Source organism: Paenibacillus sp. Negev47 (assembly GCF_058313655.1).
The window spans coordinates 759217-772074 of sequence record NZ_CM177754.1 but is presented as its reverse complement, the minus strand read 5'-3'; the positions used below and the strand labels follow the sequence as shown (position 1 = coordinate 772074).

The window sequence follows — 12858 nt, the reverse complement described above, 5'->3', positions numbered from 1 at the left end:
ATCTGCATTTCAAGGAGGAAGAGAATTGGACATTATATCATCCATTATTATGGGCATCATCGAAGGTTTGACTGAGTTTTTGCCCGTGTCTTCTACTGGACACATGATTCTGACTGCCCACTTGCTGGGTTTATCGGAGGACAACGAGTCAGTCAAAACGTTTGAGGTGGTTGTTCAACTCGGAGCTGTACTTGCTGTTGTTGTACTGTACTGGAACAAATTCATTGATATGTTCCGCTTCACTGGAGGGACACGATCTTATTCCCGCCGCCTTAATCTGGCACATATCTTCCTGGCGATGGTTCCTGCCGTAGTCATTGGACTTGTATTCCGCGACTGGATCAAAGCACATTTATTTGGTCCGGAGACAGTGCTGTACAGCCTCGTTATTGGTGGTATATTGATGATTGTAGCCGAACGCTGGAGTCGAAAGAGTGCACGGATTACTACCCATGATGTCGATGATATCTCCTACAAACAGGCATTCATCGTGGGGTTATTCCAGATCTTGGCGTTATGGCCAGGCTTCTCCCGTTCCGGGTCAACGATCTCAGGCGGCCTCATTGCAGGGGTAAGCCGTGTAGCTGCTGCCGAGTTCACATTCCTCGTGTCTGTGCCAATTATGATTGGTGCTACGGGATATGACCTGTACAAGAGTATCGATCACCTGAACGGTAGCGATTTCCCGATCTTCGCGATTGGATTCATCGCTGCTTTCATCGTTGCCATGCTTGCGATTAAGACGTTCTTGTCCATTTTGAAAAAATTGAGTCTGACCGTCTTCGCTGTATATCGCTTCGTCCTGGCAGCTGTGTTCTTTATTATTTTGATGTAGTCTTACAATCCTATTCATTAGACAGGCAAAATCAATGGCGGCCCCGTGTTCCCTTCGGAACGAGGCCGCCATATTTTATATTCTGTACTATGCTTCTGTGACTTCGTGACTCCCCTGCACTTCTTTCTTTATCGCTCGTTTAGATCATTGGTGATCCCGACTTAGGTATACTATGTAACATGGGCAACCAGACTGTTTACTACTGAAATGTCTTCTGGCTTAATACCACTCTTTCACTTGAATATTCCTTTGTTTCTTCCGAACTTTTAATTTCTCCAGCAGATTATATCTATTTTGCTTCTGTTCCTGTAACAGTTGCTTTACACCTCTCATTAACAATCTGTACCTTTGGTCATCATTATGGCTGAGTTGGTGCATTTCTTCAAAAATGGTTTTGTTCATATGTATCTCGTTTCACCCCAGTATTCGGTTTGTAATACCTAGTATACAGAGACACACTGAACAAATTCTAAACAACTCCCGTTCCATCTCCTATTACGTACCATTTTCAAAAGCAAAAACCCCTTCCCAAGTGATGCGGTAGGAAGAGGTCATGAGATAGCTTCTGCTTAAACGAACACGAAATGAATTAAACTTTGGATTCAAGCGTCTCCAAATACTCGGAGATTTGAGCAGGTGTTTTAGCCCATTTGCTATGCAGATGTGCGATCTTCTTGCCGTTCTGGAATACGAGCAGGCTCGGAATGCCGCGTACACCATTCTCTTCAGCAAACGGCTGGAACTTCTCTGCATCCAGGGCATAGAAGGTTTTATCTGTATGCTGATCGATAACGTCCCCGATAAAGCGATCCAGGTTTTTGCAATCCGGACACCAGGTTGTATCAAATTTAATGACGGTAAAACCATCAGAGTTAATTGTATCCAGATATTGTTGTTCACTTTGAATTCTTTCCATAGGTCTTCTCTCCCTTGTATGTTCCTTTTTTGGCTGATCTTCATTGTACCTCGTATAGTTACAATTGAAAATAGGCCGGATGGAGTTAACGATGCTGCTTGTACAGATTAGCGGGACTGAGCTCCCGTATTTCCTGAATTTCCGCAACTGTGAGCTCAGGTGCATTCGAAGCGGCAATATTATGCAGCAACTGCTCTCTTGAACTGGCACCAGGGACAACAGCTGCCACGGCAGGGTGGGATAATGCGTAACGAATAGCCGTCTGAGCCATACTGCGTTGGTCCGTGACAAGACGACTTAGTCCTTGGCGAATGATGTGCAGTTGCTCTGGCGTATAATCCAGGTAACCTTTCTCTGCCTTGGCAGATCCGGAATCGGCGAGCACACCACTGGCTACAGGTCCACGAGCGATTACACTAATACCGTTTTGCTCAAGTAAAGGTAACACTTCCTCTTCCGCCCGGCGATCTGCCACACTGTATTGGTTCATGACGCTGACGAGAGAAGCCCTCTTCACATATTCCCGGATGACATTCGGACGGATGGAGGAGATACCGTAATAACGGATAAGTCCTTCCTGTTTCAGTTCCTCGAAGGCTTCAATTGTTTCTTCAATGGGATCTTCCATCGTACCGCCATGCAGCTGATACAGATCGATATAATCCGTCTGCAGTCGCTTCAAACTTTCATGTACAGCTTGCTTAATGTAAGCTTTGGACGGGTCCCACGACCAGCCCTCTTTACCGGCAATACGACGATTACCTACTTTGGTTGCTACAATGACTTGATCCCGACGTCCTCTAATCGCTTGTCCTACAATTTCTTCATTACGCCCTGCATCATACAGATCGGCTGTATCCAACAGATTGACGCCATGATCCAGAGCTTCATGAATTAGAGCTACGGCAGGTGTTATATCGGTTCCGAGAGACATACAGCCCAGTCCAATCTCAGACACCATCAAATTGGATGTACCCAAATGATTTTTCTTCATGTGTGCATCTCCTTCCATTACGTTCTGCAAGTATCCATTGTATCATTCTTGCTGGCAAAAATCGCATGCCAGACTAGAGCAAAGTTTTGCTTTTAAGTCACCAAAAAACCTGGAACTACTGCAGCTCCAGGTTTTCTCATGATAACGATATGAATTATTAAACGAGTATGTCAAAATCTATTTCACTTCAACGCGTGGTCTGGTTTTGCTTGCATGAGATGAATTGGAGCTTTTCATCATACCGGAGACGGTACTAAACAACTTATCTCTTGCTTGTTTGTTCCTCATCAGGTAAGTTACGCCTGCACCGATAGCCGTCATCATGATTCCTCTTCTTTTAGACATGTGCTTCTCCTCCTTCAGGATAAATGTACATCGTGTCTTGTTTGACAATTACCCTTTGAGCGGAAAACGAAACGAAGCGGAAGCATGATCGCGCAAAAAAAGATGACCTCCGAATTAAAATTCAGCGGTCATCTTCCACTCGCTCTTTTGCGGCTCCGCAGAACAAGAACAGTTAAACAAGCTTTCGTACATATGATCGTTCAGGCACCTGCTCACATCTCCACCTTATTAATCAGATGGCGTTGCCACATGAGTCATTTCTTCATGTTTGTAGGTCGAGCCATCCGCGGTCAGATAAAAGTGGCCGATGGGATGCAGATCTTCATCCAGTTCATAGACAAGCGGAATACCTGTCGGGATGTTGAGCGCCATGACGTCTGCCTCGGACAGCTGGTCCAGATGCATGACGAGTGAACGAAGCGTGTTACCATGCGCAGAGATCAGCACTCTTTTGCCAGCCGACACCATCGGTTTAATCTCCACATTCCAATAATCCAGCACACGCTTCGATGTATCCATCAGGTTTTCCGTAAACGGGATAGTGCAATCAAGTCGCTTGTACTTGTCCAGGTCCTGCACATATCGATCATCGTTTTCGTCCAATGCCGGGGGGGATACGCGAACGGAGCGTCTCCATTCCTGCACCTGATCTTCCCCATATTTCAAAGCCGTCTGCTGTTTATTTAACCCCTGCAAAGCACCATAATGGCGTTCATTCAGCTTCCAGGTCTTCGTAATAGGAATCCACATGAGGTCCATCTCATCCAGCGCAATATCGAGTGTACGGATAGAACGTTTCAGAACAGATGCATAAGCGCAATCAAAATCAAACCCCTGTTCCTTCATGATTTTCCCTGCTTTACGAGCTTCTGCATAACCATCCGTCGTCAGATCCACATCTGTCCAACCAGTAAATCGGTTCTCCACATTCCACATGCTCTGTCCATGGCGAATCAAAACAACTCTGTACATAACTGTGAACCTTCCTTCCATGGAAACATTACCCCAAGTTCAGCAAGATATGCTTAACTACATTTAACTACATTAATAATACGGTGCCATCATCAGGTATACCACGACACCTGTAGAGCTGACATATAACCAGATTGGCATGGTCCAGCGTGCAATTTTGCGGTGTTTCTTCAGCTGATTCGTCCAGCCCCATACTAGTGTGAACAACGCCAATGGAACAATGAGGGCAGCCAGTATACTATGCGTGATCAGAATGAAGAAATAGATGGAACGAATGATGCCTTCGCCGCCAAATTTGGACGTTTCTGGTGAGAGGTAATGAAACGTCAGATATGTCACAAGGAATAAAAGGGTCGTTGAGAATGCAGCAAGAATGAATCGTTTGTGCAACTTCACATTACGCTTGATAATAGCAATTAGCGCTGCGAGCAGGAAGATGAAGGTAAAACTGTTAAACACGGCATTAAACCGCGGCAACACCGTAATATCAAAGGTTACATCACCTTTGTAACCAATAGATGGTGCGAAGAACAATAATAAAATAATGACATTAGCGAGAATGGAAATCGTGATAATGATGCCTGCGAAATTTTTATTGCTCGTCGGGGATGGAATGTTCGACTCCCCTTTGTTATTTTTGCCCAATGCCAAATCCTCCTCATATCCTAACTTCTATGTTCTATATCATTATATCGCGGCAAATCCGGGCTGTTAAGTGACAACACTCTGAACAAAACGTGACACAAACGACGTTAGCGTGCCCGTTACTGCCATTTTCATACTTACCAAGACAGCAAGATGTTTACCACAGCTCAAATTTGTGTTATAGTTAGTGTCATTAATCACATACGCGTTAAACCGGAGGAGCCTGTCACCAAGGGCCCTCCTTGTCTTTTTTTAGGCATGAATGGCACTTTTTATTAATGCTGTTCTATGCCTTTTTTTGTTTTTTAGGCTTGGAATCTTTCGCCCTTGGGCTGGTAATCCTATAAAAACGCAACTGCTGGAGAGGAGCACACCTATGGAATTTATTTTGGTTCTTGCACTTATTTTGATCTTCACCAAACTTGCTGGTGATTTTTCCGTCAGGCTCGGTCAACCTTCTGTTTTAGGTAAACTGATTGTCGGTGTCATCCTGGGACCTGCGCTACTTGGTTGGGTTCAACAGAGTGATTTCGTCCATTACATGGCCGAGATCGGGGTATTATTGCTTATGTTCATTGCTGGACTGGAAACAGATTTGGATCAATTGAAGAAAAACTGGAAAGCAGCCTTCGCTGTTGCTGTTGGTGGTATTATTTTACCCTTCATTGGGGGATACAGTTCTGCTCTTGCCTTTGGCATGTCGCAGACACACGCGATGTTCTTCGGATTGTTGTTCTGTGCAACTTCGGTAAGTATCTCTGTTCAGACATTGAAGGACATGGATCAACTCAGCTCGCGTGAAGGCACCACGATTCTCGGAGCGGCTGTTGTGGATGACGTACTCGTTGTAGTTCTCCTTGCTGTCATGATGAGCTTGCTCGGAACAGGTGGAGGAGACGTTTCCATCGGATGGCTGATTAGCAAGAAACTGCTGTTCTTCGTTATTATCATCGCTGTAGGTTGGTTGGCTGTTCCACGGATAATGAAATGGATGGCACCACTGCGGGTTACCGAAACGGTGATTACGACAGGCCTTATTATCTGCTTTGGCTTCTCGTATTTTGCCGAGTGGATGGGTGTTGCCGGTATCATTGGTGCTTTTGCCGCAGGGATTGCGATTTCCCAAACGAAATTCAAACATGAGGTCGAAAGCAAGCTAGAGCCAATTGCCTACAGTATTTTTGTACCCGTATTCTTTGTCAGTATTGGACTTAATGTCACATTCGATGGTGTCGGTTCACAGATCTGGCTCATTATTGTGATTAGCATCATCGCCATTCTGACCAAATTGATTGGTGGTGCGCTTGGTGCAAGATTTACCGGATTTGATCTGACATCTTCCATGGCTATTGGCTCGGGAATGATCTCCAGGGGTGAAGTTGCCCTAATTATCGCTTCTACCGGACTCGCTGCCGGATTGCTTGATCCGGAGTACTTCACCAGCGTCGTGATCATGGTTATTATCACTACCTTGGTTACACCACCGTTGCTCAAGATCACCTTTGCACGTAAAAAGGGAGAAAAGCGCGTGGAAAGAGGTATTGAGGAATCCCACCTGAGTGGATAACTCAGAAGAAAGATGTAGTTGTGTAAGTGGTGGTATGGACGCTCTGATGCAAGCGTAGCAGCGTTTCATGTCGTTAATGACTTTAATCGTGAAACAAACGCCGCTTTGATCCATTCACCTTCAACCCTGGAGGTTGGAGAGGATCAGAGCGGCTTTTTTATATTATCATAAAATCCTAAGTATTCGTGATCCTTCTCAATTCCTCATAATTCGTTACAAAACAAAAAAAGACCACCTTATACTCAAGAGGTCTTCGATCCTTGCACATTTGCAACAGGCTGTCCCATTTTAAGTTAACACGCCAACGTAAAACCCAATCGAAATAAAGACAACGCACCATACAAATGCACCAATGCCCGATACGAGAACGTACCTGCCGATAGCCATCTTGCTAATTCCGGAGAAACAACACATCAGATGACGAATGCCTGGAATGAAGTAACCCAGGATGATGGACCAATATCCGTATTTGAGAAACCACGCCTCCACCCTGCTGAATCGTTTTGCGTTAACGCCGACCCACTTGCCATATTTTTCAACCAGCGGCCTGCCCGCCTTCTTGCCGATCATGTAACTGAGCAGCCCCCCAGTAAATGCCCCACCGAAACTGACGGCAATGGATACGGAGTAATTCAATACCGAGATGGAGGCGAGATATCCGACAAATGTCATCATCACCTCATCCGGAATCGGCATGCCAATGACACCAAGAGCCAGTAGTCCGTATATTGCGAAATATCCATATTGACCAATAAATTCTTTTGCAAATTCCATACTGACTCGCTCCTTATTTCGGTTCCACAATATCCTTCTCATGAGAGGCTAGCACTTGTTTTAGTGATGGGAATCGGATTTGGCTCACCATGAGACCAGATAGTACAATAATGACAAGATAGGCTACGCCATGTGTGAAATAAGGACTCCAGAGCGCGAAAAAGGACATCAGACCCCCTGCAAATGTAATCGGCATCCCGACAAAACCACTGCTTGCTGTCTTCTGACAGTTATAACGGGCCAGACGCAATGCACCGCACACTGGAAACAATGCGGTCAGTGCCATCCCGAGCACGCTCACTTCATTCATGGAGTTCAGGTACAGAATCAGCACAGGGGCTGTTCCGAACGAAACTACATCAGCAAGTGAATCCAGGGCTTTGCCGAACTCACCCTCACAATGCAATTTGCGGGCTGCATAGCCATCAAACAGATCAAAGAACATCGCTACCCATATCATCATCACAGCCAGGGCGAATTCACCATGAATAGCCATAATGACTGCCAGCATGCCTGAACTCAGATTCCCCAAAGTTAAAATCGATGGTAAAGACTTCATAAGATTTGACTCCCTTTCGTACTAGGCTTTAGGAAAAATAATATAAAAACGGACTCCATCCGGTGTGTTCTCCACTCCATAATTGCACCCATGCAGATCAAGGATTTGCTTCGCAATGGCCAGGCCGAGCCCGGTTCCCCCCATTTTGCGATTACGTGAGCGCTCTACCCGATAGAACCTCTCCCATATAAACTGCCGCTCAGCTTCAGCAATTCGCTCGCCCTTGTTCTCAATGGAAATGTGAACAAGACCGTCACGCCTGCTGATCTCAATAGTTATATCGGTATGTGGTATCGCATGACGTATAGCATTCATCATGATATTGAAAATAACTTGCTCCAGCTTGCTTCGGTCACCCTCAACCGTCTGCTCTGTTGTGGATACAAGCACCACATCCAATCCTTTGTCCTTCAGTTGCGGACCCAGACGGCCGGCGATATCTTCAATCATGTCAGCCAGTGCAACAGCATCTGTATTCAATTGAATCGCTGAGGATTCCAATCGCACCAGATCCAGCATCTCTTCAACCATCGTTTCCATCTTGATCGCCTCATCAGCGATAATCTCAATGTAACGCTCCCGTTTGTTCTCACTCACGCCATCCTTAAGCCCTTCGGAGTAACCCTTGATAATGCTGATTGGCGTCTTAAGTTCATGTGATGCATCGGCAAAAAACTTGCGTTGACGCTGTTCAATCTGCTGCTTCATTTCCATATCTGTGCGCATCTGTGTGTTGGCCTGCCTCAGCTCTTCCAGTGTCTTGCCCAAGGTTTCCGATAATGCATTCAGACTATTGGACAGGCTGCCGATTTCATCATTACGCCGAATTGGTGATTTCACCGTAAAATCCAGCGTAGACATTTTCTTGGCAACATGGTTCAAGGCCAGGAGCGGCTTAGTTACAATTCGGGACAAGAGCAACGCCAATAACAGAATTAATACAAATGCGCCAATACCAAAATACGCATAAAATAAACGTGTTGCCTCATTCGCTTCCCTCATCTCTTGCAGAGAAGTGAGCGAGAAGATCAGTTGTTGCTCAGGTCCTGAACGATGCACTGGAGCAATGGTGATCACATTCCGAACACCGCTCCAGCTATCCGTCCATTCTTCATTAAGCATTTTCCCATTTGCCAAGGCCAGTTGATCTTCGGTGGATAAAGGGAAACGGCTATCCAGTGCCTGCACGAGCAGTCCCTGCCTCTGACTCCACGTTGCCAGATTGGGAAGAACAACCTCGGTCAATACACCTGACCATTCCTGCACCGGTTCAATCGATTCCTGAAAACTTTCTGTTCCCCATGCAGCAGAATTGGCATCCTGGATTTTGAATGGATAGACCATGGACCCGCTGGCCGGCCCTCTAACCGTCAGTTCCTGCCCATACTTCAGATGGGACGTAATCCAGCCTGCATTCTCACTATTGATAAACAAGGACAAGGACACCTTCACGTGACTCCCGTCCTCCTGAAGCAGCGTTATGTGGAAAGGATCATTAACCAGTCTTCCGGTATTCGTCAGAATGACCAGATGCGACTGATTCTGACGCATGAACTTCCCGGTCTCCTTAGCTAATTGCAAATCACTCCAATGTCCATTGGAATATTGCTGTTCGAACTTGGACAGCTTTTTCTTCATACTGCTGACCTTCTGATGCTGATAAAAATCAGGAAACCAGACCAACTGGGCAAAAACCGTCGTTCCGTATAAAAGAACCAGACATCCGGCCATGACCAGGAATAGCTTCATCGTTACGCCATTTCTTCTCATGCTTCTGCCTCAAACCGATATCCGGTACCAATCACTGTCCGGATGCACTTGGCTTCATCACCCAGTTTGCTGCGCAGCTTCTTGATGTGAGTATCCACAACACGTGAGTCCCCTTCAAAATCAAATCCCCAGATCCGATTCAAAATGGCATCCCGGGACAATACAATGCCTGCATTTCGTACCAAATAAAGCAACAGATCGTATTCCTTTGGCGCAAGCTCAACTTCAGCCCCGTCCTTCTCCAGCCGCCGAGCCCATGGATCAAGGGTTACGTGTCCGAAGCAAATCACACCCTGCTCTCTTGCAAATGAACCTTCAACCCGCTTCATTAAGGTCTCTGCACGTGCAACCAGCACACGTGGACTGAATGGCTTCGTGACGTAATCATCTACGCCCAGCTGGAATCCATGAATTTTATCGTCATCCTCAGACCGTGCAGTCAGCATGATAATAGGTACGGTGGATTGGGAACGAATATGCCCGCATAATGTCCATCCATCCATTTCAGGCATCAAAACATCCAAAATAACCAGATCCACCTCATGCAAAGCCAACAGTTCCAATGCCTGTACTCCATGTTCTGCTTCTAAGACGTTCCATTGTTCTTTTATGAAATAATCGGCCACAATCTCACGAATGCGGCTTTCATCTTCCACCAGAAGCACTGTTCTGATCATGGCCGACTCTCCTTTTTAGATTCCTGATAATAACATACCTATTCCATGTGTCGTTCATGTGTCCATACATGTTTTGGAATGAACCCCATGATATATACGATTAATATAAGCCAAAAGTTACTAATTTTTATCAAAATGCGCACAAAAAAGAAGCTGCCAACGAGCAACTTCCTGCTCATTGACAGCTACTTGAATGATATCGAATTGTGTTATCCAGAAGTAATGCGCTACTACTGCGCGCTCCTTGGCAACACTTAACGTTGTTGCTCCAGACGATGTGCCACATGCAGTGTTGGGCCAACAAAACGGTTCAGCGGGAATCCGCCAGCAATCGCTTTGGTCACGAAGGCTTTACCTTCACGAACAGCCTCTTTCACTGTAAGACCACGAGCCAACCCTGCAGTAATCGCTGCAGACGTCGTGCAACCCGCGCCATGCGTATATCCGGAGCCGACAACATCGGCTTCAAACCATTCGTAGTTGGTTCCATCATAGAGTAGATCCATTGCTTTACCCGGGTTAATCACACCTCGGTCTTTGATCAGTACATGCTTCGAGCCATGGGCATGAATTGCTGCTGCCGCTGCTTCCATCTGCTCTTTGGAGCGAATCGGTCCACTCTTCGCCAGTTGGGATGCTTCGAACAGATTCGGTGTAACCAGATCAGCACCTGGCAACAGGAATTCGATCATCGCTTCCGTATTTTCCGGTTGCAGTACTTCGTCTGTACCTTTGCAGACCATTACCGGATCGATAACGATCTGTGGCAAGCCACTGCGGCGAATATGCTTCGCTACCAGTTCAATAATATCTACAGAACCGAGCATACCTGTCTTCATTGCATCGAAACCGATGCCGTCCAGAACAGTGCGAAGTTGCGCTTCAACTACATTTAATTCAACAGGAAAGACCTGGTGATCCCATGTTTCGGGCTCCATTGCCACAACCGTAGTCAGTACGGTCATGCCATACACACCCAGCTCCTGAAAAGTTTTCAAATCAGCTTGAATCCCTGCTCCGCCGCTCGTGTCCGAACCAGCTATTGTTAATGTTTTTGGAATCGTCATGGTAGTCGCATTCTCCTTCGTGTCTCAGTTGACATTATCCTATCCCTTGTACGAGCGGATGTCAATGGCATCTGAAGCCATACGGAGCATGCCTTTTAGGATGATTCAGTTCACATCTTTGGTCTCCAGACGAACCATGGACATCGAAGCAATCCATATCCCTATTGCTCCAAGGGTCAGAGGGATAATAATAAGCGAATGAATGGAAATTTCCGACCCGTTGAATCCGGAGCAGACAATCAAAACCAGCAGAATGGACGAGACCATTGTGGTTGTAACAGAATGCTTACGCATACCGAAGAATAGGGGAATGAGTGCCATACTCGCAGCCGATAAAGAACTCATAATGTACTTCACCAGAAGTCCCAATACATCCTGATTCGTCAATGAGCCAGGAATGAAGGAGTAGAATTGATTAACAATCAGCAGCAGTGAACCCATCAACAGATCGGTAACCATAATCATCACAAACGTAAAAACAAACACGATAATCAATTTGGCAGCGATAATTTTATGACGCTGGATGGGATAGGTGAACATGACGTTCATCGTTTTATTTCTATACTCACTGATCACCAGCTTGGTTAATAAAGCTCCTGCAAATATGATAAAGGTCGCTCTCACAAATGTATCGATAATCGTAAAGGCAGTCTGGTAATCGGTATAGGCATAATCTTCCGCTCCCACATCCACAAATCCAATCATGATCAGGAAAAGAAGAATGGCTATATTGGCAATACCTGCACCTGCAAAATTTCGTGCAAAACGGTGCTTCCGCATCTCAAGTCTGATTAGTTTAAGCAACGTCTTCATCCCCTTTCACAAGCTTCATGAAGTGTTCTTCCAGGGAATGAGCCCGTTTGGATATCGATTCGATCTCAATGCCATGCTGGATCAGCTTGGTGGTTAATTCCGATGGAATGATTCCCGGATCATAGATGCGTAACGTTTGGTCATCAACCAGTTTATAATTACTCAAACCAAGCTGATGTTCAATGACATAGGTCGCTTTACGGATATCTACCGCCTGTAACTCGATGTACTCATTTTGACTTCCGCGAATGCTCTCCATCGAGACCTCCTCCACCAAACGACCGCCACGAATGACACCAACCGTGTCGGCAATCTGCTCTATCTCGCCAAGGATGTGACTGGAGACCAGCAGGGTGATCCGATACTCATTGCTAAGTCGCTTGAACAAATCTCGCATTTCTCGAATCCCTACCGGATCCAATCCGTTAATGGGTTCATCCAGAATAAGCAATTCAGGAGTGGTTATGAGTGCACGAGCCAGCCCGAGCCTTTGCTTCATACCCAGAGAGAAGTCTTTAACCGATTTCTTGCCCGTATCTTTTAACCCTACCATTTCCATCGTGTTGTCGATGATCTTTTTGTTGTAGAATCCCATGTATTCACAGTGCAGCTCCAGATTCTCGCGAGCAGACAGTCTATCGTAGAAAAAAGGATATTCAATAATACTGCCCATTCGCTTCAGCACTTCATAGGAGGTCGGCGTAAGCTTCTCTCCAAATAGTTCAATCTCCCCTGTGGTTGGTTTGACGAGATTGGTGAGCATCTTCATGATGGTTGTTTTACCTGCACCATTCGGACCGAGAAATCCATAGATCTCACCTTGCTTTATATTCATATTGACGTTGGATACAACCTCTGCCCCTTCATATACTTTGGTCACATCTATTGTTCGTGCGATATAATTCATCGTCTTGTTCTCCTTTA

15 protein-coding genes are annotated in these 12858 nt (G+C 45.8%); 2 read left to right on the top strand and 13 right to left on the bottom strand.

Translation table 11 applies throughout. From position 1 onward, the window contains the following. Positions 1 to 25 precede the first annotated feature (25 nt). On the top strand, positions 26 to 835 hold the full coding sequence (bacA, locus tag AC4G47_RS03550; RefSeq protein WP_491104789.1) for an undecaprenyl-diphosphate phosphatase: 810 nt from the start codon (positions 26 to 28) through the stop codon (positions 833 to 835). Positions 836 to 1054: 219 nt separating this feature from the next. Here the strand turns inward: bacA and AC4G47_RS03545 are convergent, their stop codons facing one another. The 6 genes from AC4G47_RS03545 to AC4G47_RS03520 form a co-directional block, all read right to left on the bottom strand. After that, positions 1055 to 1237: a hypothetical protein gene (locus AC4G47_RS03545; protein ID WP_145325849.1), complete on the bottom strand. Its 183-nt coding sequence runs from the start codon at positions 1235 to 1237 to the stop codon at positions 1055 to 1057. 187 nt (positions 1238 to 1424) lie between these two features. Next, positions 1425 to 1751 (bottom strand): thioredoxin family protein, encoded by a 327-nt coding sequence (locus tag AC4G47_RS03540; RefSeq protein ID WP_017692202.1) that lies wholly within the window; start codon positions 1749 to 1751, stop codon positions 1425 to 1427. A gap of 85 nt (positions 1752 to 1836) precedes the next feature. Continuing rightward, a complete protein-coding gene (locus AC4G47_RS03535) occupies positions 1837 to 2745 on the bottom strand; it encodes an aldo/keto reductase (protein WP_491104788.1) in 909 nt (302 codons plus the stop codon). Between the two features lie 177 nt (positions 2746 to 2922). Further along, positions 2923 to 3090 carry a hypothetical protein gene (locus AC4G47_RS03530; protein WP_491104787.1) on the bottom strand — a complete coding sequence of 56 codons (168 nt, stop codon included), beginning with the start codon at positions 3088 to 3090 and terminating at the stop codon, positions 2923 to 2925. Positions 3091 to 3318: 228 nt separating this feature from the next. After that, positions 3319 to 4062, bottom strand: a complete 744-nt coding sequence (gpmA, locus tag AC4G47_RS03525; protein ID WP_491104785.1) for a 2,3-diphosphoglycerate-dependent phosphoglycerate mutase — start codon at positions 4060 to 4062, stop codon at positions 3319 to 3321. A gap of 72 nt (positions 4063 to 4134) precedes the next feature. Then, positions 4135 to 4707 (bottom strand): DUF420 domain-containing protein, encoded by a 573-nt coding sequence (locus AC4G47_RS03520; RefSeq protein WP_458124158.1) that lies wholly within the window; start codon positions 4705 to 4707, stop codon positions 4135 to 4137. 376 nt (positions 4708 to 5083) lie between these two features. On the opposite strand from AC4G47_RS03520, the gene AC4G47_RS03515 reads away from it, so the two are divergent. Continuing rightward, positions 5084 to 6274, top strand: coding sequence for a cation:proton antiporter (locus tag AC4G47_RS03515; RefSeq protein ID WP_491104783.1), 1191 nt, complete (start codon positions 5084 to 5086; stop codon positions 6272 to 6274). Positions 6275 to 6562: 288 nt separating this feature from the next. On the opposite strand, the gene AC4G47_RS03510 is transcribed toward AC4G47_RS03515, so the two are convergent. From AC4G47_RS03510 to AC4G47_RS03480, 7 genes are all read right to left on the bottom strand, one after another. Continuing rightward, a complete protein-coding gene (locus AC4G47_RS03510) occupies positions 6563 to 7048 on the bottom strand; it encodes a DedA family protein (protein WP_458124160.1) in 486 nt (161 codons plus the stop codon). Positions 7049 to 7061: 13 nt separating this feature from the next. Then, complete coding sequence (gene pssA / locus AC4G47_RS03505) at positions 7062 to 7607, bottom strand: CDP-diacylglycerol--serine O-phosphatidyltransferase (RefSeq protein ID WP_253441014.1); 546 nt, start codon at positions 7605 to 7607, stop codon at positions 7062 to 7064. A gap of 21 nt (positions 7608 to 7628) precedes the next feature. Next, positions 7629 to 9377, bottom strand: coding sequence for a sensor histidine kinase (locus AC4G47_RS03500; RefSeq protein ID WP_491104780.1), 1749 nt, complete (start codon positions 9375 to 9377; stop codon positions 7629 to 7631). After that, positions 9374 to 10054, bottom strand: a complete 681-nt coding sequence (locus AC4G47_RS03495; protein ID WP_458124162.1) for a response regulator transcription factor — start codon at positions 10052 to 10054, stop codon at positions 9374 to 9376. The genes AC4G47_RS03500 and AC4G47_RS03495 overlap by 4 nt, the downstream gene beginning before the upstream one ends. Positions 10055 to 10308: 254 nt before the next feature. Continuing rightward, positions 10309 to 11121, bottom strand: coding sequence for a bifunctional hydroxymethylpyrimidine kinase/phosphomethylpyrimidine kinase (gene thiD, locus AC4G47_RS03490; protein ID WP_491104777.1), 813 nt, complete (start codon positions 11119 to 11121; stop codon positions 10309 to 10311). A gap of 105 nt (positions 11122 to 11226) precedes the next feature. Continuing rightward, complete coding sequence (locus AC4G47_RS03485; RefSeq protein ID WP_491104775.1) at positions 11227 to 11925, bottom strand: ABC transporter permease; 699 nt, start codon at positions 11923 to 11925, stop codon at positions 11227 to 11229. Then, positions 11918 to 12841 (bottom strand): ABC transporter ATP-binding protein, encoded by a 924-nt coding sequence (locus AC4G47_RS03480; RefSeq protein ID WP_458124165.1) that lies wholly within the window; start codon positions 12839 to 12841, stop codon positions 11918 to 11920. The genes AC4G47_RS03485 and AC4G47_RS03480 overlap by 8 nt, the downstream gene beginning before the upstream one ends. Positions 12842 to 12858 lie beyond the last annotated feature (17 nt).

Bases quoted from the DNA above. Each gene is read 5' to 3' on its own strand.
- AC4G47_RS03480 (WP_458124165.1), bottom strand. From the start codon at position 12,841: ATGAATTATATCGCACGAACAATAGATGTGACCAAAGTATATGAAGGG.
- AC4G47_RS03495 (WP_458124162.1), bottom strand. From the start codon at position 10,054: ATGATCAGAACAGTGCTTCTGGTGGAAGATGAAAGCCGCATTCGTGAG.
- thiD (WP_491104777.1), bottom strand. From the start codon at position 11,121: ATGACGATTCCAAAAACATTAACAATAGCTGGTTCGGACACGAGCGGC.
- AC4G47_RS03530 (WP_491104787.1), bottom strand. From the start codon at position 3,090: ATGTCTAAAAGAAGAGGAATCATGATGACGGCTATCGGTGCAGGCGTA.
- AC4G47_RS03510 (WP_458124160.1), bottom strand. From the start codon at position 7,048: ATGGAATTTGCAAAAGAATTTATTGGTCAATATGGATATTTCGCAATA.
- AC4G47_RS03515 (WP_491104783.1), top strand. From the start codon at position 5,084: ATGGAATTTATTTTGGTTCTTGCACTTATTTTGATCTTCACCAAACTT.
- pssA (WP_253441014.1), bottom strand. From the start codon at position 7,607: ATGAAGTCTTTACCATCGATTTTAACTTTGGGGAATCTGAGTTCAGGC.
- AC4G47_RS03535 (WP_491104788.1), bottom strand. From the start codon at position 2,745: ATGAAGAAAAATCATTTGGGTACATCCAATTTGATGGTGTCTGAGATT.
- AC4G47_RS03545 (WP_145325849.1), bottom strand. From the start codon at position 1,237: ATGAACAAAACCATTTTTGAAGAAATGCACCAACTCAGCCATAATGAT.
- gpmA (WP_491104785.1), bottom strand. From the start codon at position 4,062: ATGTACAGAGTTGTTTTGATTCGCCATGGACAGAGCATGTGGAATGTG.
- AC4G47_RS03540 (WP_017692202.1), bottom strand. From the start codon at position 1,751: ATGGAAAGAATTCAAAGTGAACAACAATATCTGGATACAATTAACTCT.
- AC4G47_RS03500 (WP_491104780.1), bottom strand. From the start codon at position 9,377: ATGAGAAGAAATGGCGTAACGATGAAGCTATTCCTGGTCATGGCCGGA.